The sequence below is a fragment of the Nocardioides panaciterrulae genome, from assembly GCF_013409645.1.
In the GTDB taxonomy this organism is placed as follows: Bacteria; Actinomycetota; Actinomycetes; order Propionibacteriales; family Nocardioidaceae; genus Nocardioides; species Nocardioides panaciterrulae.
Genome location: NZ_JACCBG010000001.1, coordinates 1,051,360 through 1,072,035 on the forward strand (window position 1 = coordinate 1,051,360; position 20,676 = coordinate 1,072,035).

20 protein-coding genes are annotated in these 20,676 nt (G+C 73.8%); 9 read left to right on the forward strand and 11 right to left on the reverse strand.

Annotated features, from left to right (window positions below; genetic code table 11):
* Positions 1-43: 43 nt before the first annotated feature.
* Together BJZ21_RS04920 and BJZ21_RS04925 are read left to right on the forward strand one after the other, a co-directional pair.
* The gene (locus BJZ21_RS04920; protein WP_179662729.1) at positions 44-916 is read left to right on the forward strand and encodes an Ig-like domain-containing protein; all 873 of its coding nucleotides are present in this window, start codon (positions 44-46) and stop codon (positions 914-916) included.
* A gap of 224 nt (positions 917-1,140) precedes the next feature.
* Complete coding sequence (locus BJZ21_RS04925; protein ID WP_179662730.1) at positions 1,141-2,313, forward strand: acyl-CoA dehydrogenase family protein; 1,173 nt, start codon at positions 1,141-1,143, stop codon at positions 2,311-2,313.
* A gap of 23 nt (positions 2,314-2,336) precedes the next feature.
* Here the strand turns inward: BJZ21_RS04925 and BJZ21_RS04930 are convergent, their stop codons facing one another.
* The 3 genes from BJZ21_RS04930 to BJZ21_RS04940 all read right to left on the reverse strand — a co-directional run bounded on the left by BJZ21_RS04930 (position 2,337) and on the right by BJZ21_RS04940 (position 5,181).
* Positions 2,337-2,942: a DUF2231 domain-containing protein gene (locus tag BJZ21_RS04930; RefSeq protein ID WP_179662731.1), complete on the reverse strand. Its 606-nt coding sequence runs from the start codon at positions 2,940-2,942 to the stop codon at positions 2,337-2,339.
* A 71-nt stretch (positions 2,943-3,013) separates the two neighbouring features.
* Positions 3,014-3,775, reverse strand: a complete 762-nt coding sequence (locus BJZ21_RS04935) for a polysaccharide deacetylase family protein (protein WP_179662732.1) — start codon at positions 3,773-3,775, stop codon at positions 3,014-3,016.
* Positions 3,772-5,181 (reverse strand): MGDG synthase family glycosyltransferase, encoded by a 1,410-nt coding sequence (locus BJZ21_RS04940; RefSeq protein ID WP_179662733.1) that lies wholly within the window; start codon positions 5,179-5,181, stop codon positions 3,772-3,774. The genes BJZ21_RS04935 and BJZ21_RS04940 overlap by 4 nt, the downstream gene beginning before the upstream one ends.
* Positions 5,182-5,327: 146 nt before the next feature.
* Between BJZ21_RS04940 and BJZ21_RS04945 the strand changes: the two genes are divergently transcribed.
* Genes BJZ21_RS04945 through BJZ21_RS04955 form a run of 3 tightly spaced genes read left to right on the forward strand, consistent with a single transcriptional unit; the run spans position 5,328 to position 8,235 of the window.
* The gene (locus BJZ21_RS04945) at positions 5,328-6,326 is read left to right on the forward strand and encodes a lysylphosphatidylglycerol synthase transmembrane domain-containing protein (RefSeq protein ID WP_179662734.1); all 999 of its coding nucleotides are present in this window, start codon (positions 5,328-5,330) and stop codon (positions 6,324-6,326) included.
* Positions 6,323-7,429: a glycosyltransferase gene (locus tag BJZ21_RS04950; protein ID WP_179662735.1), complete on the forward strand. Its 1,107-nt coding sequence runs from the start codon at positions 6,323-6,325 to the stop codon at positions 7,427-7,429. The genes BJZ21_RS04945 and BJZ21_RS04950 overlap by 4 nt, the downstream gene beginning before the upstream one ends.
* On the forward strand, positions 7,426-8,235 hold the full coding sequence (locus BJZ21_RS04955; RefSeq protein ID WP_343051961.1) for a PIG-L family deacetylase: 810 nt from the start codon (positions 7,426-7,428) through the stop codon (positions 8,233-8,235). Before BJZ21_RS04950 ends, BJZ21_RS04955 begins: the two co-directional genes overlap by 4 nt.
* On the opposite strand, the gene BJZ21_RS04960 is transcribed toward BJZ21_RS04955, so the two are convergent.
* The 6 genes from BJZ21_RS04960 to BJZ21_RS04985 all read right to left on the reverse strand — a co-directional run bounded on the left by BJZ21_RS04960 (position 8,227) and on the right by BJZ21_RS04985 (position 14,991).
* Positions 8,227-9,969, reverse strand: a complete 1,743-nt coding sequence (locus BJZ21_RS04960) for an aminotransferase class V-fold PLP-dependent enzyme (RefSeq protein ID WP_179662736.1) — start codon at positions 9,967-9,969, stop codon at positions 8,227-8,229. The two genes, BJZ21_RS04955 and BJZ21_RS04960, sit on opposite strands and share 9 nt — an antisense overlap.
* 75 nt (positions 9,970-10,044) lie before the next feature.
* Complete coding sequence (locus BJZ21_RS04965) at positions 10,045-10,221, reverse strand: hypothetical protein (protein WP_179662737.1); 177 nt, start codon at positions 10,219-10,221, stop codon at positions 10,045-10,047.
* Between the two features lie 36 nt (positions 10,222-10,257).
* Positions 10,258-12,423: an MMPL family transporter gene (locus BJZ21_RS04970; RefSeq protein WP_179662738.1), complete on the reverse strand. Its 2,166-nt coding sequence runs from the start codon at positions 12,421-12,423 to the stop codon at positions 10,258-10,260.
* A 38-nt stretch (positions 12,424-12,461) separates the two neighbouring features.
* Positions 12,462-13,280 (reverse strand): TSUP family transporter, encoded by an 819-nt coding sequence (locus tag BJZ21_RS04975; RefSeq protein WP_179662739.1) that lies wholly within the window; start codon positions 13,278-13,280, stop codon positions 12,462-12,464.
* A complete protein-coding gene (locus tag BJZ21_RS04980; protein WP_179662740.1) occupies positions 13,277-14,677 on the reverse strand; it encodes a rhodanese-like domain-containing protein in 1,401 nt (466 codons plus the stop codon). The genes BJZ21_RS04975 and BJZ21_RS04980 overlap by 4 nt, the downstream gene beginning before the upstream one ends.
* The gene (locus BJZ21_RS04985; RefSeq protein WP_179662741.1) at positions 14,674-14,991 is read right to left on the reverse strand and encodes a rhodanese-like domain-containing protein; all 318 of its coding nucleotides are present in this window, start codon (positions 14,989-14,991) and stop codon (positions 14,674-14,676) included. The genes BJZ21_RS04980 and BJZ21_RS04985 overlap by 4 nt, the downstream gene beginning before the upstream one ends.
* Positions 14,992-15,110: 119 nt before the next feature.
* On the opposite strand from BJZ21_RS04985, the gene BJZ21_RS04990 reads away from it, so the two are divergent.
* The 4 genes from BJZ21_RS04990 (at position 15,111) to BJZ21_RS05005 (ending at position 18,536) form a co-directional block, all read left to right on the forward strand.
* The gene (locus BJZ21_RS04990; protein ID WP_179662742.1) at positions 15,111-15,857 is read left to right on the forward strand and encodes a dienelactone hydrolase family protein; all 747 of its coding nucleotides are present in this window, start codon (positions 15,111-15,113) and stop codon (positions 15,855-15,857) included.
* 235 nt (positions 15,858-16,092) lie between these two features.
* Positions 16,093-16,779: a GAF and ANTAR domain-containing protein gene (locus tag BJZ21_RS04995; protein ID WP_343051964.1), complete on the forward strand. Its 687-nt coding sequence runs from the start codon at positions 16,093-16,095 to the stop codon at positions 16,777-16,779.
* Positions 16,776-17,534 carry an ANTAR domain-containing protein gene (locus tag BJZ21_RS05000; RefSeq protein ID WP_179662743.1) on the forward strand — a complete coding sequence of 253 codons (759 nt, stop codon included), beginning with the start codon at positions 16,776-16,778 and terminating at the stop codon, positions 17,532-17,534. The genes BJZ21_RS04995 and BJZ21_RS05000 overlap by 4 nt, the downstream gene beginning before the upstream one ends.
* Positions 17,535-17,714: 180 nt before the next feature.
* Positions 17,715-18,536 (forward strand): sigma-70 family RNA polymerase sigma factor, encoded by an 822-nt coding sequence (locus BJZ21_RS05005; protein WP_179662744.1) that lies wholly within the window; start codon positions 17,715-17,717, stop codon positions 18,534-18,536.
* 16 nt (positions 18,537-18,552) lie between these two features.
* Here the strand turns inward: BJZ21_RS05005 and BJZ21_RS05010 are convergent, their stop codons facing one another.
* Both BJZ21_RS05010 and BJZ21_RS05015 read right to left on the reverse strand, forming a co-directional pair.
* The gene (locus BJZ21_RS05010; protein ID WP_179662745.1) at positions 18,553-19,428 is read right to left on the reverse strand and encodes an enoyl-CoA hydratase-related protein; all 876 of its coding nucleotides are present in this window, start codon (positions 19,426-19,428) and stop codon (positions 18,553-18,555) included.
* Positions 19,429-19,431: 3 nt separating this feature from the next.
* Complete coding sequence (locus BJZ21_RS05015; protein ID WP_179662746.1) at positions 19,432-20,670, reverse strand: LCP family protein; 1,239 nt, start codon at positions 20,668-20,670, stop codon at positions 19,432-19,434.
* Positions 20,671-20,676: the final 6 nt, after the last annotated feature.

Genomic DNA, 20,676 nt, shown 5'->3' on the forward strand with positions numbered 1-20,676 from the left:
ACTGGGAGGTAGCGCACCTGAGTTGCTCGGGAGGAGCATCCACATGAACGTTTCTCGCACGGGTCGTCGCCTGGTCGTGTCCGGCGTCGCCACCGCGGTCGCCGCCGCCGGCCTGGTCGGCGCGTCGACCGGCGCCGCCACCGCCGCCGACGCGACGAAGACCGGCACCAGCACCTACACCTGCACGTTCCCGGTCATCGGGGACCAGCAGGTCCCGGTCGACATGACCATCCCGAACATCAGTGCCGGGTTCCCGACGATCCCGGCCGGCCTGCCGCTGAGCCAGGGCTCGCTCAACGCCAGCTACATCTTCCACGCCAACCCGACGGTCGCGGCGCTGCTCCCGTCCGTCTCCGGCCTGGGTTCGGACGACCTGTCCCTCCTGCTCGGCAGCACCGTCGTGAAGGTCGCGAACCTCACGCTCGGCGCGCCCACCGCGGGCACCGACCCCGGCAGCCTGGACATCCCTGCCACCGCCACCAACTCCGACTTCTCGGTGCCGGGTGCGGGCGTCTACGACCTCACGATGCCGAAGGCGTTCACGCTGACCGGCACCAGCGCGCTCGGCCCGGTCGCGGTGCCCTGCACCACCTCCGACGCCGCGGTGCTCGACACCCTCACCGTCGTCAAGAACGACTCGATGGTCACCACGAAGGCGCCCGCGAAGGTGAGGAAGGGCAAGGTCGCCAAGATCGTCACGACGGTGGCCGGCGGTGTGACCCCCTTCAGCGGCAAGGTCACCGTCCTGGACGGCAGGAAGAAGCTCGGCACCGCGAAGCTCAGCAGCGCCGGCAACGCCGTCTACAAGGCCAAGGGCCTCAAGGTCGGCAAGCACAAGATCACCGTCCGCTACGCCGGTGACGCGTTCCGCAACGCCGGCAAGTCCAAGGCCGTCGTCGTCCGGGTCGTCAAGTGACCCCTGGTCCGAACGCCTGATCGTCCCGTTCGTCCCGGACGCCCGGTCGGTGCCTCGCGCACCGGCCGGGCGTCCGGCATTTCGCGGCCCACCCGACGCCCATCGGTCCGCGGCGGATCCCACCTCCCTGGTGCCTCGGATGCGCCGCAAAGGGTGCCCGCCCGGTGCTACCTGGTGCCGACCTCCCGCGCGCCCGACGGTTACCCGGAAGTACCATCGCGCCCATGAGCGCCGACTACCCGATGTACGCCCTCTCGGAGGAGCACCAGGCCATCCGTGAAGCGGTGCGCGCGGTCTGTGACGCCAAGGTCGCGCCGTTCGCCGCCGACGTGGACGAGAACGCCCGCTTCCCGCAGGAGGCACACGACGCGCTGGTGGCGTCGGACTTCCACGCGCCGCACGTGCCCGAGCAGTACGGCGGGGCCGGGGCCGACGCGCTCGCGACGGTGCTGGTGATCGAGGAGGTCGCGCGCGCGTGCGTGTCCAGCAGCCTGATCCCGGCGGTCAACAAGCTGGGCAGCCTGCCGGTGCAGATCGCGGGCAGCGAGGAGCTGAAGAAGAAGTACCTCGGCAAGCTGGCCGCGGGCGAGGGCGGCTTCTCCTACTGCCTCTCCGAGCCCGACGCCGGCTCCGACGCGGTCCACATGAAGACCCGCGCGGTCCGCGACGGCGACACCTGGGTGCTCGACGGCGTGAAGCGCTGGATCACCAACGCCGGCGAGAGCGAGTACTACACGGTCATGGCCGTGACCGACGCCGAGAAGCGCAGCAAGGGCATCAGCGCCTTCGTGGTGGAGAAGTCCGACGAAGGCGTCTCGTTCGGCGCGCCGGAGAAGAAGCTCGGCATCAAGGGCAGCCCGACCCGCGAGGTCTACCTCGACAACGTCCGCATCCCCGCCGACCGGATGATCGGCGCCGAGGGCACCGGCTTCGAGACCGCGATGAAGACGCTCGACCACACCCGGGTCACGATCGCCGCGCAGGCGGTCGGCGTCGCGCAGGGTGCCTTGGACCACGCGCTGGCCTACGCCAAGGAGCGCCAGCAGTTCGGGAGGCCGATCGCCGACTTCCAGGGGCTGCAGTTCATGCTCGCCGACATGGGCATGAAGGTGGAGGCCGCGCGCCAGATGACCTACGCCGCCGCCGGCCGCTCCGAGCGCGGCGACGCGGACCTGACCTTCTTCGGCGCGGCCGCGAAGTGCTTCGCCTCCGACGTGGCCATGGAGGTCACCACCAACGCCGTGCAGGTGCTCGGCGGTTACGGCTACACCCGCGACTACCCGGTCGAGCGGATGATGCGCGACGCCAAGATCACCCAGATCTACGAGGGCACCAACCAGGTGCAGCGCATCGTGATGGCCCGCCAGCTGCTCGCGGGCGTCCAGAGCGAGCTCTGACGACCCGCCCGGCCAGCGGGCGCTCAGCCCTCCTCGTGGGACCACCCCTCGTGGGACCACCCCCCGTTGGTCCCCGGCTCGTCGTACGCCGGATGGTGGCTGGCCACCCGGCGACCCTCGGTGAGGTGACCGCCCAGGTAGGCGCCGAACGAGGCCACCGCCGCACCGGCGAGGGCGAGCCGTGCGCCGGTGCCGTGGTCGCCCCGGCGGCGGGCCAGCCAGGAGCCGGCGTAGGCGCCGATCGCCACGCCGTTGGTGACCGCGTGGACGAGTCCGACGCGCTTGTCCCTCGACGAGAGCGCCGTCCACTCGGCCCACCCGGTCCAGGCCGTGGGGGCGGCCGCGACCAGGCCGGCGCCGACGAGACGCTGCGCCGGGAGTGAGGACTCCGGACCACCGAGCACGTCCAGCAGGCTGGCCGAGGTCCAGGTGCCGACCGCGAGGTCGGTGAGCAGGGGGTGGAGGGCATGGCCGAACCACTCCCCGCGCAGCAGCGCGCCCCGGGTCCCGGTCCCGAACACGGTCCGGATCCACGGCTCCAGCACCCGCACCGGCCGGTCGAGGGCGTCGACCTGCTCGAGCCACAGGGTCCCGCGCACCACGCCGGGAGGCCGTCCGACCTGATCCATCTGGTTCTCCTCGCCGATCGGGGACGAGGCACCCCGGGTGCCTCTGCCTCCACCCTGCGCCGGACGGCCCGTCAGGTCAACGGTGCCCGTCGCCCCGCCCAGGCAGTGGTCGCCCCGCCGCCCAGCCCGTGGTCGCGAAGCGGCCCCACCTGCCACCCCTCGGAGCGCCAGCGCTCGAGCAGCACCTCGGTGGCGGCGAGGGTGCGGCGCCAGGAGCCGGGAGCGGCGGTGCGGTCGGTGTCGTGCAGCAGCAGGGTGCCGCCGGGCGCGAGCGTCCTGTCGATGCTGCGCACGATCCGCTGCGGCGTGGCGGTGCGCTCCCAGTCACGGCCCCAGGCCGACCAGAGCACCGGACGCAGCTCGGTCGACCGGGCGGCGAGCAGGGCCTCGGCGGTGGTCACGCCGTACGGCGTCCGGTAGAAGCGCACCGCCCCGCCGGTGAGGTCCTCCAGCAGCCCGGCGGTGCGGCGCAGCTCCGCGGCCAGGCGGCCCGGCCGCTTCAGCGCGACGCACCGGTGGTCCCAGCCATGGACCGCGAGCTCGTGCCCGGCGGCCGCCATCTCGCGCACCAGCCCGGCGTTCTGGGCTACGAACGCGCCGAGCAGGAAGAAGGTCGCGGTGCGGTCGTGGCGGGCGAGCAGCTCCAGGAACCTCGGCGTCGAACCCGGGTCGGGCCCGTCGTCGAAGGTCAGCGCCACGTGCGGCCCGGCGGTGATGCCGGCCAGGCCGGGGGTGGCCCGGCGGCGCAGCGGGCCCACGGAGGCCAGCAGCGGCAGCGCGTCCGCGGCCACCGCGGCCCCGGCGAGGGCCGCCGCCCGGCGGGCCACGGTCACGCGGCGCCGACCGGGGTCCGCGCGGGCGGGAACAGCACCTCGAGCAGCGCCCGGTGCACGGGGGTCTCCGAGCCGCCCGCCCGACCCCGGGCCAGCGCCGCCTCCAGCGCCGGCGCCAGGTCGGCGGGGTCGCGAACGAAGGTGGCGGCACCGGCGGCGGCGAGCGCCTCCGCGTTGGTGGTGCCGTGGCCGGGCAGATCGCGGTAGCTGATCAGCGGCGTGCCGGCGGCGAGGGTCTGCAGGCTGGTGAAGCCGCCGGAGTTCTGCACGACGACGTCGGCGGCCTTGATCAGCTCCTCCAGGTCGTCGCGCCAACCGAGCGAGACGATCCCGGGCACCGACCGGAGCCTCTCGTGCAGGGCCTCGTTGCGCCCCGTGACCACGACGGGTACGGCGAGCCCGGTGGCGGCGATGTCCCGCGCCGACTCCGTCAGCTCCCCGATGCCCAGGGACCCACCCACCACGAGCACGACCGGGGCGTCGAGGGGCAGTCCGGCCCGGGCGCGCACGGCGGCCCGCTCGGCGGCGGTCAGCGGCACGTCGCAGCCCTTCGGCACCAGGGCGGTCACCAGCTCGACCCGGGCGCCCAGCGCGCGGGCCTGCGCGGCCGCCACCTCCTGGTGGGCGAGGTGCAGGTCGATGCCCGGGTGGACCCACAGCGGGTGGACCGAGGCGTCGGTGAGGTAGGTCAGCGCCGGCGCGCCGAGCTGACCACGCCGGCGCAGCCGGCCGAGCGCCTGGCTCGCGAAGGGGTGCGTGGAGACCACGAGGTCGGTGCCGGTCCCGGTGAGGCGACGGATCCGCCGCGCCGGGAGCGCGGAGACCGCTCCCACCACGCAGCGGTGCAGCAGGGTGCCGGGCTGGAGGTGGCGCAGCAGCAGCCCCCACGACCGCGGGCTGAGGTCGAGCTGCTCGAGGTAGAGCCAGCGCACCAGCGGGCCGACCCGGGCGGGGAAGAAGTCCACGACGTCCCAGACCTGCACCCGGTGGCCGGCCTCGACCAGGCGCCAGGAGATCTCCTGGGCCGCGGAGTCGTGGCCGGCGCCGAAGCTGCCGGAGATCACGTGCACGCCCAGCGGCCCGGCCGGGAGGTGGACCGCGACCGCCGGGTGCCCGTCGATCTGTGCCAGCGGAACCCGCAGACCGGACGGAGCGTGCAGGGAGCGCCTCGGAGCCGCGGCCCGGAACGACGTGCCGGCGGCCAGCCCGGCCACCGTGACGACCAGCGCCAGCACCAGGGCGAGGAGCCTGGCCACGACCGGGTCGTGCCCGGCCGCGCCGGTGTCCTGGAGAAGGTCGGAGGAGGAGAGATCCACGGCGTATCCCACCGCGAAGACGACGGTGGCGGTGACCAGCACCTCGACCGGGCGGAGGCTGCGACGGCGAGACGCGACGGGGACGGGCATGGGGGAACGCTGACGCACCCACCTGAAGCATTGATGAAGCCGTCCCCGCGCCGGTGCGCCTTCACTTATCCTTCATGACGACACAGCACGGTGGACCAAAGGACGGGGCCCGCGAGCGGCCCCGCGGAAGCCCCCCGGGAGCAACCATGAGCACGGTTACCTCGCTCCGGTTCGCGGGCCGCGCGGCGCTGGTCGCCGGCGTCGCAGGCGCCGGTCTCTGGGCAGCCACCCATGGCATCGCCGGCGTCGGCTGGTCGGCCGTGCTGGCCGTGCTGGGCGGGGTCTCGTGGCACTGGCTCGCCGTGCTCGCGGTCGTCTGGCTCGGGGGGCTCGGCATCTACTCGCTGGTGCTGGCCGCGTCGCTCCCCGGGCTCGGCCTGCGCCGCAGCCTGCTGCTCAACCTCAGCGGCAGCGCGGTCGCGAACGTGGTGCCGCTCGGCGGCGCGGTCGCGACCGCGATGAACTGGCGGATGGTGCGGTCCTGGGGTCACTCCAACGGCGCGTTCGCGGCGTACTGCGTGCTCACCAACCTCCTCGACGTGCTGGTCAAGCTGCTGCTGCCGCTGCTCGCGGTGCTCGGCCTCGTCGCACTGTCCCAGCAGGTGCCGCCGCTGCTGTGGGTGCTGGCCGGAGCGGGCGCGGGCGCCGTGGTGCTCGCCGGAGTGGCCTGGGCGGTCCTGCGCCGGGTCGGGCCCGAGCGCGCGGGCCGGCTCGGAGGCCGGGCGCAGGCGCTGCGCGAGGGACTGCGGGACACGACGGTCCAGATCGTCGGCCTGGTCCGGCGAGGCTGGGCTCGGCTGCTCCCGGCGTCGGTGGCCTACGTGGCCGCGCAGGTGGCGCTGTTGTGGTGCGCGTTGCACGCGGTGGGGCTGGGCCCGGGGCTCGCCGTCGTGGTCACCGCCGCCGCCGTCGAACGGCTCGGCACGCTGGTGCCGATCACCCCCGGCGGGACCGGCATCGCCGAGGCCGGCACGATCGCCTGGCTGGTGGCCGCCGGGCTCGACCCGGGCCGTGCGGTCGCGGGGGTTCTGCTCTACCGGGTGTTCCTGATCGCGATGGAGGTGCCGGTGGGCGGCGCCCTGCTCGGCGCCTGGGCGCTGCTCCAGCGGGTCGCCGCGCCGGCGCGACGGGAGGCCCTGTCGTGAGGATCCTGCACGTCACCGACCACTTCCCGCCGGTGCTGGGCGGCATCGAGACCCACGTGGCCCAGCTGGCCGCCCACCAGGCGGCGCGCGGCGACGAGGTCACCGTCCTGACCTCGACGCCGGACACCGTCGTCGACGGCCGCCGGGCCGTGGACCCCGACGGGGTCCGGGTGCGGCGGGCGCGCAGCACCTCGGAGGTGTTCCCCTTCGACTTCGACGACCACGACGTGGTCCACGCCCACATCTCCGTGCTCGCGCCGTTCACCTCGCGGGTGGCCGCGGTCGCGGCGCGCCGGGGCGTGCCCACCGTCGTGACCGTGCACTCGTTCTGGGACGGCTGGGGACCGGTGGCGACGCTGGCCGCGGACGTCGCGGGCCTGCGCTCCGCGCCGGTGGGGTGGAGCGCGGTCAGCGGGGTCGCGGCCGCCCAGGTGGCGCGCCGGCTGCCGGGCGGCGTGGAGGTGGCGGTGCTGCCCAACGCGGTCGACGTCCCGGCCCGGGAGCACACGCCGGACGGCCTCGGCCGACCGGTCCGGCTGGTCAGCACCATGCGGCTGGCCCGCCGCAAGCAGCCCCTGCAGCTGCTCGAGGCGTTCGCTCTCCTGCGCCGCCGCACCGACCTGCCGGTGACGCTCACGGTGGTGGGGGACGGCCCGCTGATGGGCCGGGTCGCACGGCGGGTCCGCCGTGCGGACCTCCGCGGCGCGGTCGACCTCGTCGGCCGCCTGGAGCCGGTCGAGGTCCAGCAGGTGCTGCGAGACTCCGACGTGTACGTCGCGCCGGCACCGCTGGAGTCCTTCGGGCTGGCCGCGCTCGAGGCCCGCTGCGTCGGGCTGCCGGTCGTGGCCCGGTCCGGCAGCGGCGTGCAGGACTTCGTCCGGGAGGACGTCGAGGGCTGGCTGGTGCCCGACCGGACCGCCCTGGTCGAGCGGTTGCGGATCCTGGTCGACCAGCCCGCGGTGCGGCTGCGGGTGGCCGAGCACAACCGGTCCACCCCGGCCGGCTTCACGTGGGGCCACGCGCTCGTGCGCACCGACGAGCTCTACGCCCGGACCCGGACCCGGGTCGGGGCGCTGGTCGCGGAGCGGGACGGGTCGCCGTGAGGCCGTCGTACACGCTGGTGGCCTTCCACGCCCACCCCGACGACGAGGCGCTGCTGACCGGCGGCACGCTGGCGAGGGCCGCCGCCGAGGGGCACCGCGTCGTGCTGGTGACCGCGACCGACGGCGCCCTCGGCCTGGCCGGCGAGGAGGACGGGCGGGGCCGGGACCTGGCCGCGGTCCGGCTCGCCGAGCTGCACGCGGCCGCCGACGCGCTGGGCTGCGCCCGGGTGGTGGTGCTGGGCTACGCCGACTCCGGCCTGCACGGGGAGAGCGACCACGCAGCGGCCTTCGCTCGTGCCGACGTCGAGGAGGCCGCGGGCCGGCTCGCCGAGGTGCTGCTCGAGGAGCGGGCCGACGTGCTCACGATCTACGACGCCAACGGTGGCTACGGCCACCCCGACCACGTGCAGGTGCACCGGGTCGGGACGCGCGCCGCGCAGCTGGCCGGCACCCCGGTCGTGCTCGAGGCCACCGTCCCGGCGACCGCGTTCCGGCTGGCGCTGCGGGGGCTGCGCCTGGCCGGCCGGGCCCTGGGTCGCTCCGCCCCGCTGGGTGAGCGCGACGTCTTCACCGCCCGGGCCCGGATCACCCACCGCGTCGTCGTGCGCGCCCACCTCGACGCCAAGCGCAGGGCGCTCGCCGCGCACGCCAGCCAGCGGCGCGGCGGGACGCGGGTCCTCGAGAGCCTGCTGCGGCTGCCCCGGCCGGTCTTCGCGCTGGCGCTGGGCACCGAGTGGTTCGCCCAGCAGGGCGCCGCCCCCGGGACCCGCTGCCCCGACGTGTTCAGCGGCGTCCGGTCAGCGTGAGCCCTCGCCCACGGGCACCGGGGTGGGGTCCAGGCAGGCGGCCGGCAGCTCGAACCAGCGCAGCTCCTCGAACCCCGCGGACGTGCTCGCGGCGTTCCGTTCGAGGTCCGGGGGAGTGGCGGCCGCCAGGATCGAGGCGGCCTCGGCGAGGTGCTCGGCCAGCGCGGACTCCGGCGCCGTGTCGTCGTGGCGGGGGTAGGTGAGCCGGCCGGCCTCGTCGTACCCGACCTGGCGCAGCCGCAGCGGGGGCTCGACCGGGCCGGCCCGATGGGTCCACAGTCCCCGGGCAGGGTCGAAGCGGTAGCGCTCGAGCAGCCGCCAGCCCTCCCTGCCGACCAGCCGGACCGCCTCGACGAGGTAGTCGAAGACGGCCTCGGAGATGAAGTAGTTGAAGCTCACCCGGACCCAGCCGGGCTTGATGCCCTCGCAGCCGTGGGTGATCTCCCGCTCGAAGGCGTGGGAGCGCTCGAGGTCGATGCCCAGCAGCCGGTGCCCGTACGGGCCGGCGCAGGAGCACCCGCCGCGGGACTGGATGCCGAAGAGGTCGTTGAGCAGCGCCACCACGTAGTTGTGGTGCAGGTAGGTGCCGCGCGGGCCGCGCACCACGAACGAGACGATCGACAGCCGCTCGGCGTCGGGGTTGCCCAGCACCTCGAGGGCGGGCTCGGCGCCCCAGGCCCGCAGCGCCCGGTGCACGTAGCTCTCCTCGTGCGCCCGGATCACGTCGGTGCCCACGGCCTGCTTGAGCTGGAAGACCAGACCGGCGCGGATCGAGCCGACGATCGCGGGCGTGCCGCCCTCCTCGCGGTGCACCGGGTCGTCGAGGTAGCGGTGCCCCTCGGGGTTCACGTAGGCCACCGTCCCCCCGCCCGGCACCACCGGCACCCGGTTGGCCAGCAGCTCCCGACGCACGAGCAGCACGCCGGGGGTGCCCGGTCCGCCGATGAACTTGTGCGGGCTGAGGAAGACCGCGTCCTTGTAGCACTGCGGGTCGTCGCGCTCGGGTCCGTACATCTCGATGTCGACGTAGGGTCCCGCGGCGGCGAAGTCCCAGAACGACAGGGCGCCGTGCCGGTGCAACAGGGAGGAGATCGCGGCGGTGTCGCTGAGGATCCCGGTCACGTTGCTGGCCGCGGAGAAGCTGCCGATCCGCAGCGGTCGGTCCGCGTGGCGGACCAGCTCGGCCTCGAGCCGGGCCAGGTCGATGTGGCCGTCGCCATCGGCCGGGATCGCCACGACGTCGGCGATCGACTCCCGCCACGGCAGCTCGTTGGAGTGGTGCTCGAACGGGCCGATGAAGACGACCGGCCGCTCGCCCTGCGGGATCGCGTCGGAGAGGTGGTAGCGGTCCTCCAGCGCGGACGGGATGCGCAGGCCGAGGATGCCGACGAGCTTGTCGATGGCACCGGTGCAGCCGGAGCCGGCGAAGATCACCAGCGTGTCCTCGTCACCCCCGACCGCCTCCCGGATCAGGTCCCGCGCGTCCTCCCGGAGCCGGGTGGTCTGCAGGCCGGTGCCGCTGGACTCGGTGTGGGTGTTGGCGTAGCGGGGGAGCACCTCGTCACGGATGAAGTCCTCGAGGAAGCCCAGCGCCCGCCCCGACGCGGTGTAGTCGGCGTAGGTGACCCGCCGCGGCCCGAAGGGTCCGTGCATCAGCTGGTCGTCGCCGATCAGGGACTCCCGGACGCGCCGCAGCAGCGGGGTGTCGGCCGGGACCGGCGGGGCGCCATCCATGCCCCGACCCTAGGGCCGGTCGCGGTCCGCGTCGAAGGTCCAAGGACCCGGGGGGGCAGCGCGCGCGGTCGGCGTTCAGCGGCCGAACAGCTTGCCGAGGAAGCCACCCTGCTTCTGGCCCTGCTTCTGGGCCTTGGGGTGGCCCGGGCAGCGCTGCGAGGCGGGCACGCCGGCGAGCACCTGGTCGACGTGCATGCCGCAACCGGCCCAGCCGGTCTTGCCACAGGTCTTGCAGACAACGGGACGACACATGGGGAATCTCCTTCGGTGGTGGGGGTCTCGGGTCGATCAGTCGTGCGAGAAACGGATGTCGGGCAGCAGCCGGCCCAGCCAGCGGGGCACGTACCAGGCGGCCCGCCCGGTGAGGCGGAGCAGCACCGGCAGCAGGACCAGCCGGACCAGGAAGGCGTCGAGCAGCACCGCGATGCCGAGGATCACGCCCATCTCCTTCGGCGGCAACGGGCCGGAGAGGGAGAAGGTGAAGAACACCGCGACCATGACCGCGCCGGCCGCGAAGATGACCCGGCCCGAGTGTGCCAGGGCGCCGACCATGGCGTCCTTGGGGTCCCGGCTGTGCTCGTAGTGCTCCTTGGCGGAGGCGAGCAGGAAGACGGTGTAGTCCATCGCGATCGCGAAGATCATCGCGAAGAAGAACACCGGCGCCCACGCGTCGAGGAAGCCCTGGGGCTCGAACCCCAGGAACCCCGAGCCCCAGCCCTCCTGGAAGACCAGTCGGGCCACGCCGAAGGCGGCGGCGGTCGAGAGCAGGCTGGCCAGGGTGCCGAGCAGTGCGATCAGGGGCGCCTGGAGGGCGACCAGCAGCAGCAGGAACCCGAGCGCCAGGATGACGCCGATGACCAGCGGGGCCGAGGCGTCCAGCTGGGACTTCAGGTCGAGGTTCTCGACCGCGGCCCCGCCGACCTTCGCGGTGGAGGGCAGGTCGGCGCGGAGCCGGTCGACGGTCGTCGACAGCGCCGGGTCGGAGGGGTCGACGGTCGGGACGGCCTGGATCAGCGCGTACGCCGAGCCGTCGGCGGCCGGCATCGCGGGCATCGTGCCGGCGACCCCGGGGTCGTGCGAGAGCACCGCGGACGCCCGGTCGGCCTGGGCCCGGTCGACGACGACCTGCAGCGTGCCGGGCGCGCCCTCGCCGAAGCTCCTCTGCACCTGGTCGTAGCCGACCCGGGCGGAGGCGCCGTCGGGCAGCACCTTGATCGACGGCATGGCGGTCCGGAGACCGAGGATCGGTGCGGCGAGGGCCAGCAGCACCACGAGCGACGCCAGGCCGAAGAGGGCGGGTCGGCGCCACAGCCGCTCGCCCCAGGCGCGGAACCGCGGCGAGGCGTGCTCGCCGGAGTGCACCCAGGGCAGCGAGAGCTTGTTGATCCGCTGGTCGAGCTTGAAGAGCACCAGCGGCAGCAGGGTGAGCGTGGCCGCCAGCACGAAGACGACCGAGAGCATGATGCCGCCGGCCATCGACCGGAACGAGGGCGAGGGCACCAGCATCACCGCCGACAGCGAGATCAGCACGGTCGCGCCCGAGAGCAGGACCGCCTTGCCGGCGGTGTCCATGGTCTCGGCGACCGCGCGCCGCGGCGAGTCGTGGTCGCCCATCCGCGCGGCCCGGAAGCGGACGACCAGGAACAGCGCGTAGTCGATGCCCAGCGCGAGCGCGAACATCATCGCGAAGTTCATCGCCCAGATGGAGACCGGCACCAGGTGGTTGATCAGCACCAGCGACCCGGCGGAGGCCACCAGGCCCGAGAGGGTCAGCACCAGCGGGAGCCCGGCGGCGACCAGGGCGCCGAACGCGAGGACGAGGATCGCCAGCGTCGCCGGCCAGGAGTACAGCTCCGACTTCATCATGGCCGAGAGGTTCGCGGCGTTGAAGTCCGACCACAGCAGCGAGGCGCCCGTGGGATCGACCTGCACGGTGTCGGTGGACAGGCCCTGGAGCTCGCCCTTGAGGTCGTCGGCGACCTTGACCATCTCGTTGGTGTCCACGCCGGCGCCGGCGAGCAGCACCGCGGTCGAACCGTCCTTGCTCAGCGTGGCCCCGGGCTGGGGCTGGACGACGTCGGCGATCCGGGGGTCGTGCTGCAGGATCTTCGTGGCCTCGGCCAGCACCTGCTTGCCGTCGCCCCGGTCGACCGGGCCGGCGGTGGAGTGCACGACGACCTGGATCGCCGAGCTGGCGTTGCCGCCGAAGTGCTGCTGGGCCAGCTCCCGGGCGGCGACGGACTCCGAGCCGTCGGCCTGCCAGCCGGCGCCGGAGAGCTGCGCCTCCACCTTCGGGGCGAAGACGCCCAGACCGACGATGACCAGCAGCCACACGACCGTGGTCAGGCGGGCGTGCCGGGTGACCGTGACGCCCAGGCGGCCGAGGGGGCCGGGCCGGTAGCCGAGGTCGGGATCGACCGACGAGACGTGTCGGCCGGTGGTCGACGTGGACATGTGTCTTCTCTTTCGTGAGGGACGGGAGGGAGTGCGGGTCAGGCGAGAGCGGGGATGGCCTGGACGGCGGTGGCGGCCGCGACGAGGACGACCAGCCCGGAGAAGGCCGCCGCCAGCCGGCGCGTGTCCGTCCGGGCCGACAACCGGGCGCCCAGGACTCCGCCGACCGCTGAGGCCGCGGTGAGCACCAGGACCAGGGACCAGTCGGGGTGGGCACCCGCTCCCGCCCGGACGACGAGGGCGACGGCGCTGGTGATCGTGATGACGACCAGCGACGTGCCGGCGGCGTACCCCATGGGCAGGGCGAGCGCGAGGGTGAGCGCGGGGACCACCAGGAAGCCGCCACCGACGCCGAGGAAGCCGGTCAGCAGCCCGACCACGGTGGCCGTCACCAGCACCTTCAGGGCGCGGGGGCACTGGCAGGCGAAGGTGGGGCTGAACGTGATGATCGGGTCGTCGAGCCGGGCGTCGCCGGCCGGGGTGCTGCCGCCGCGCCGCACCTGGCGGAGGACCATCAGGCCGCCCACCACGAGCATCAGGACCGCGAAGGCGGCCATCAGCACCGGCTCCGGCACGGCGGTGGAGAGCGTGGCCCCGAGGACCGCACCGCCCACCGCGACCAGGCCGAAGGCCACGCCCCGGCCGAGCAGCACGTTGCCGGCGCGGTAGGCCGTCGCCGCGCCGAGCAGCGAGGTCACGCCGACGATGACCAGCGAGCCCGTGGTCGCCGCCGACGGGTCCTGGCCCAGCAGGTAGACCAGCACCGGGACGGCGAGGATGGAGCCGCCGCCGCCGAGCGCGCCCAGGCTGAGCCCGATCAGCGCGCCGGCGACGAGGGCGATGAGCGTGAGCGTCACGCCTGCGGCCCCACGAGGTGCAGGCCGACCTGCTCGGCGTTGTCGAAGGAGTCGTCGACCGCGACCAGCCTCCGGTCCGCCGCGGCGAGCATCGAGGCCGCGACCGAGGCGCGGTAGCCGCCCGCGCAGTGCACCCAGACCTCGCCGTCCGGGACCTCCTCGAGGCGTCCCCACAGCTCGTGCAGCGGGATGTTGACGGCGCCGGCGATCCGGGCGGAGTGGTGCTCCTCGGTGCGCCGGACGTCGAGGACGACCACCTCGCGGTGGTGGCGGACCTGGGCCAGGTCGGCGAACGTGCCGGTGGGGAACGAGCCCAGCTCGCGGTCGCTCCAGTCCTCGGGACCGCCCGTGGCATGCGCGGCCGGCCGGTCGATGCCGATCCGGACCAGCTCGCGCTGGGCCTCGGCCACCTGCTCGGCGGTCTCGCCGAGCAGCGTGACGGGGGTGCCCCAGGTGATCAGCCAGCCGAGGTAGGTGGCGAAGCCGCCGTCCAGGCCGAAGTTCAGGGTCCCGGGCGCGTGGCCGGCGGCGAACGCGGTGCGGTTGCGCAGGTCGACCACCCACTCGCCGGCCTCGATGCGCTTGCGCAGCTCGCCGGCGTCGGCGAGCGACGGCGGGCTGAGGTCCGGCGCGGCCGGGCCGGCGGCGTTGGCCGGCGCCATGTGGGCGTAGTACGCCGGCCAGGCGCCCAGACCGTCCAGCAGCTCCTTGACGTAGGTCTCCTCGTCCTGGGTCAGGGCGGGGTTGGTCTCCTTCTCCTGACCGATCGTCGACTCGTCGGCCTCGGACTGGGTCGCCGAGCAGAAGGAGCCGAAGCCGTGGGTCGGGAAGACGCCGGCGTCGTCGGGGAGCAGGTCGGCCAGCCGGTGCGCGGAGGCGTGCTGGTGGCGGACCAGGTCGTGCGTGTGCTCCTCGCCGAGCAGGTCCGGGCGTCCGGTGGCGCCGTACAGCAGTGAGCCGCCGGAGAACACGCCGACCGCCGACTCGAGGCCGCCGTCGGCGGCGCTGAGCGCGTAGCTGAGGTGGGTGAAGGTGTGGCCGGGCGTGGCGAGGGCAGTGACGCGCATCCTGCTGCCGACCTCGACGACCTCGTCGTCGCGAACCGGGGTGCGGTCGAAGGAGACCTGGTCCTCGGCGTTGACGAGGTACGCCGCGCCGGTGTGCCGGGCCAGCGTCAGCCCGCCGGTGACGTAGTCGTTGTGGAGGTGGGTCTCGAAGACGTGCGTGAGCCGCACGCCGTGCTGCTCGAGCAGGGCCAGCACCCGGTCGATGTCGCGCTGCGGGTCGACCACGAAGGCGACCTCGCCGTCGTGGACAAGGTAGCTGCGGTCGCCCAGGGTGGGCGTCTCGAGCGAGACGATGGTCAGGCCGTGGCGGCTGGTGCCGGTCGTGGTCACAGGCCCACCTCCACCGGGTGGCCCGCGGTGATCCAGCCGCGGGTGCCGCCGGCCACCGAGACGGCGTCGAAGTCAACAGCGTTGAGCAGGTCGGTCATGGCGCGCGACCGGTTGCCGGACGCGCAGATGACGTGGACCGGGGTGCTGGGGTCCAGCTCGCCGAGGCGGGAGGCCAGCTGGCCCATGGGGATCAGCCGAGCGCCCGGCACGTGCCCGTCGGCGTACTCCCCGCGCTCCCGCACGTCCACGGTCACGCCGGCGGCGCGGCGGGCGGCGTAGGTCGAGAGGTCGATCTCCGGTGTCTCGTCGGGCATGCCGAGCGTCCTTTCGCCGAGATGTGTCAACTTCCTTGAATACCCTAGGGGGTATGTAGACCTCAAGCAAAACACCCGCCGGGGTATTCCTCGACCCGTGCCTCGGTAGCGTCGCCGGCATGGGAGAGACCATCGAGATCAAGACCGACGACGGCGTCGCCGAGGCCTACCTGACCCGTCCCGAGGGCGACGCGGGCCCCCGCCCCGGCGTGCTGTTCTTCATCGACGCCATCGGGCTGCGCCCGCGGATCATGGAGATGGCGGACCGGATCGCCTCGTGGGGGTACGTCGTGCTCGCGCCGAACGTGTTCTACCGGGACGGCTCCGCGGCGGAGCTGGCGCCGCCCGGGGACCTGACGATCGCCGAGAACCGCGAGAGGTTCTTCGCCACCGGCGGCGTGATGGAGCGCGTGCAGGCCTACACCCCCGACCGGTCGGACCCGGACACCCTGCGGTGGATCGAGACCCTGCTCGAGCACGCCCGGGCGCCCCTCGGGGTCACCGGCTACTGCATGGGCGCCCGCCTGGCCACCCGGGCGGCGGGCCTGCGGCCCGACCTCGTGGCCGCGGTGGGCGGCTTCCACGGCGGCGGACTGGTCGTCGACGGGCCGGACAGCCCCCACCTGATGGTGGCCGGGGCGCGGGCGGAGTTCGCCTACGGCCACGCCGACGGCGACCACTCGATGCCCGTCGAGGCGGTCGAGCAGCTCGGCAAGGCGCTCGAGGCGGCCGGGCTGAGCCACACCAACGAGATCTACGAGGGTGCTCAGCACGGCTACACGATGGCCGACACCGCGGCGTACCACGCGGCGGCGGCCGAGCGGCACTTCGAGACCCTGCAGGGGTTGTTCGAGCGCACCCTGTGAGATTCGGGTACCCCGTGGGGGCATGAAGGCGCGGCGGTCGGGTACCTGGTCGCCACGGGCCCGGCCGGAGTCGTCACCAACGGGGGCGGCCTCGACTCCCGGGCCCGACCACTTGTCGGCACTGCCGACCTCGGGCGACCACTGCAGTGCTCACGCAGCCTGCTGCGGTGGTCGCCCGTGCGGTGGCGCTGGCTATAGTCGCGAAGGTGTCGGTCCGACTGCCCTGCCCCGGAAGGTGATCGTGTCGCACAAGGACGCCGAGGACTTCGCCAGCATGGCGCTGTCGCTGCACGAGGAGTCCACCCTCGACGAGACCGTCGACCGCGTCCTGGACTTCGCCACGAAGGCGGTCGCGTGCGATCACGCCGGTGTGCTGTTCGTCCACGCCAAGTCGCAGGTCGAGACCGTCGCGGCCACGCACGACACGGTCGCGCGCCTGGACCGGGTGCAGGTCGAGCACCAGCAGGGGCCGGACCTGGAGGTCCTGCGCCGCCCCGCGGACTGGGTGGTCGTCTCGGACACGCGCACCGAGGAGCGGTGGCCGGCCTGGACGCGTGAGGTCGCGCAGGCGGGCTTCCGCAGCATGCTCGGGATCCGCCTCTACACGAGCTCGGCGGCGATCGGGAGCCTCAACTTCTATGCCGCCGCCGCCGACCACTTCACCCCCGAGGACGTCGACGTCGCCAACATCTTCGCGCGACACGCCGCGGTGGCCCTCTCGGCGGCGCGCGAGACCGCGAACCTGTGGCGCGCGATCGACGCGCGCCGGCTCATCGGGCAGGCCCAGGGCATCTTGATGGAGCGCTTCGCGATCGACGCCGACCAGGCCTTCGCCGTGCTGCGCCGCTACTCCCAGGATCGCAACCTCAAGCTGCACCACGTGGCCGAGCGGCTGATCGCGACCCGGAGGCTGCCCGAATGAGCCGGACCGCCGCCCGCCTGGTGGGCGACGCCGCCTTCCACGCGCTCGCCTCGCCCACGGTCCTGCTCGACGCGGACCTCGTGATCCGGGCCGCCAACCGGGCCTACCTACGCGCGGTGGGGCGCGAGGAGGACGAGATCCTCGCGGTCAACCTGTTCGAGGCCTTCCCCGACAACCCCGAGCTCGCAGGCACGGGTCGCGCCAGGTTCGTCGAGTCCTTCGAACGGGTGCTGCGCGGGCGACGCACCGACCACATGGTTGTTCACCGCTACGACCTGCTCGAGCCGGGCCAGCGCCGGCGCTACGACACCCGCTACTGGGTGCCCGTGAGCTCACCGATCTACGACGGCGACGACGTGGTGGGGATCCTGCACCGGGTCGACGACGTGACCCGGCTGCGTCCCAGCGCCCTGCGGGTGCTGGAGGCCCGCCGCGACGCGATGTCGCGCGCCGCGGGGCGCACCGGGGCGTCCGGGCGGGACGAGGACGACGTGGCCGACTCGATGATCATCGCGGCACGCGATCTCGAGGCGATGGCGGAGGAGATCGACCAGCTGCGCGAGGCGCTGACGTCGCGGGCCGTGATCGACCAGGCCAAGGGCATCGTGATGGCGCGTCACGGCTGCGATGCCGACGAGGCGTTCAGCCGGCTCGTGAGGATGTCCAACGACAGCAACGTCCGGGTGGTCGAGGTGGCGCGGGCGCTGGTCTACGCCACCAGCGGGGCGGCGGCTCGCGACGTGTGCGACTCCTGAGCCGCCCGGGGTTTGCGGCCGCCCTCGGCGGGTAGGAGGAGGTCGGTCCTCGCGCCGTGGTGGCCTGTCCTCACCCCGCCGGGTGTGGTTGGGGTTGTGGACGGCGTGCCACGCTGGGGACCAGGTGGTCGAGAAGACGAGCCACTCCGAACAACTCCGAGATCATGGAGGTGTTCCCCCATGGGGCACGTCGCGACATCCCGTAGCCGGACCGCGGTCACCGACCGCCGGGCCGACGCCAGGGCGACCAGGCGCGCCGAGACCGCGCGGCTCCTCGAGGACGCGGCCCTCGCGGCCTCGGAGCAGGAGCGCGCGTCCCTCCTGGAGGACGTGATCCGGCTGAACATGCAGGTGGCCGGTGAGATCGCGCGTCGCTACCACAACCGCGGCGTCCCGTCCGACGACATCGACCAGGTCGCGAACCTGGGCCTGGTGAAGGCCGCCCAGGGCTTCGACCCGGCGCAGGGCTCGGACTTCCTCAGCTTCGCGGTCCCCACGATCCGCGGCGAGATCCGGCGCTACTTCCGCGACTTCGGCTGGACCATCCGTCCGCCGCGCTCGATCCAGGAGCTGCAGTCGAAGATCACCGCCGCCGAGGGCGAGCTGTTCCAGTCCCTGGGCCGGTCGCCGCGCCCCACCGAGATCGCCGAGCACCTCGGGGTCGACCTGGAGCAGGTGCTGGACTCGCTGGGCGCCAGTGGCTGCTTCTCGCCGGTCTCCCTGGACACCCCGGTGGCCGAGGGGGAGCGTGGTCCCGTCGACCGGCTGGGCGGGCTCGACCCGGCGTTCGCGAGCGCCGAGGCGAGGGTCGCCCTGCGCAGCGCGATGCGGGGGCTCACGCAGCGCGAGCGCCGCATCCTCGAGATGCGGTTCTTCGGCGGCTGCACCCAGGCCGAGATCGGCGCCGAGGTCGGCGTGACCCAGATGCAGGTGTCCCGCCTGCTCTCCCGGCTCCTGACCCGGATGCGCCGGCGCCTCGAGGATCAGGTCCCGGCGGCCTGAGCCGCTCCGCCCGCGGTCAGCCCGGGAAGATGCGGGGCAGGTCCGCCGCGCGTCCGGTGAACCGAGGGGCGCGCTTCTCCCGGAAGGCCGCCACGCCCTCCTTGCCGTCCCCGAGCGAGGTCCAGAACATCGCCAGCGAGTCCGAGAGGTGCGCCTCGAGCGGCTCGGCCGCCGCGCTGTTGCGGTAGAGCAGCCGCTTGGCCAGGCCGAGGGCCACGGGGGACCGGTCGACCACGAAGGACCGCGCCAGCTCGCGGGCGGCGGGGAGCAGGTCGTCGGGCTCGTGCAGCGAGCGGACCAGGCGGCCGTCGTACGCCGCCTGCGCGTCGAGGACGTCGGCGGAGTAGACCCACTCCAGCGCCTGCTGGATGCCGACGATCCGCGGGAGGAACCAGCTCGACGCCGCCTCCGGCACGATGCCGAGCCGGCCGAACACGAACCCGATCCGCGCCCTGGTCGAGGCCAGCCGCAGGTCCATGGCCAGGGTCATCGTCGCCCCGATCCCGACCGCCGCGCCGTTGATCGCCGCGATGACGGGCTTGGGCAGCGCATGGATCGCGAGCGTCACCCGGCCACCGGTGTCACGCACGCCGTCGTGCCAGGGGGCCTCGTCGAGATGGGCGCGCAGCTCCTCCGGGGTGGGGGAGAGGGTCTCGTCGAGCCCGAAGACGTTGCCCTCGGCCGAGAGGTCCATCCCGGCGCAGAACGCCCGGCCCGCTCCGGTCACCACGACCGCGCGGACCGCGTCGTCACGCGCGTCGGTGAGGAAGAACCGCTCCAGCTCCCGCGCCATGGTGAGGTCGAAGGCGTTCAGCGCGTCGGGACGGTTCAGCGTCAGGGTGGCGACGCCGTCGGGGTCGACCTCGAGCGACAGGGTCTCGTAGTCGGTCACGGCTCAGTCGCCCGTCTGGCCCGCGAGGCCGGTGGGCGTGCACAGGCTCTTCGGGATGTCGGCGGTGTCGTCCTTGATGATGTAGTCGAACATCTGCTTCGAGCGCTGCGGGTCCCAGTGCACCGCGAAGTCGGAGATCGGGACCCCGCAGGTCAGCCCCTGGTCGCCGTTGACCCGGGTCATCGCCATCGCCCACATCGCCGCCCGGAGCGGGCTGGTGCCCGAGCCGAACGCGAAGGAGTCGGGGGCGGCCATGTTCAGGCGCCAGTAGCGGACCGGGTTCAGGAACGACCACGGCGAGACGACCTTCTTGCCGACCGCGGAGACCACCTCCCGCTGGTGGGCGGCCCGGCCGAGGTCGCCGTACTTGTCGACGTGGCGCGAGCGGGCGTAGGCCAGCGCGGTCGCGCCGTCGGCCTCCTGGCAGCCCTTCTTCACGTCGAGGTTGGCGAGCTTGTCCACCATGTCCTGCTTGGGGCAGATCTGCACGCCGCCGACGGCGTTGACCACGTCGACGACGCCGCCGAAGCCGATCTCGACGTAGTCGTCGATGCGGATCCCGGTGTTGTTCTCGATGGTCTTCACCAGCAGGCCGGGCTTGCCGTGGGCGTAGGCGAAGGCCGCGTTGATCTTGGTGTTGCCGTGGCCGGGGACGTCGACCAGCGAGTCCCGGGGGATCGACATCAGCAGGTTCGGGCCGGAGCCGGTGTGCAGCAGCATGATCGTGTCGGTGCGCTGGCCGACCGCGTTGCCGGTGCCGAGCTTCTTGCGCTCCTCGGGGCTCAGCCCGGCCCGCGAGTCGCTGCCGACCATGAGGTACGTCGTGCCGGGCTGGTCGGCCGGCCGCGACCCGCTGGGCTCGAAGTCGACCTTGTGCACCTTCGACCAGGCGAACAGCGGCACCGCCACCAGCCACACCACCCACAACAGCACCAGCACCATCAGCCAGCGCAGCCAGTAGCGCGGCCGGCGGGACCGGCCGGAGGGACGCCCGCGCGCGGGCGCCGGCGAACGACCCGGCGGCCGGCCCGGCGGGGGTGCGGCCGGCGGGCGCGAGGGACGGTCGCCCGCGCCCGGGCGGGGGACCGTCGGCATCACCCGGGTCTCCTCGGGGCGAGGCCGCCGGGGCACGGGCCGGGTCGCGTCGTCGTCCGGCGGCGGCGCACCCCCGCCGCCGTAGAGCCAGTCGAACTTGGGAGTGCCGTCGTCGGGCGCGCCCTCGCCGCGCGGTCGGTCAGCCATGCGGGA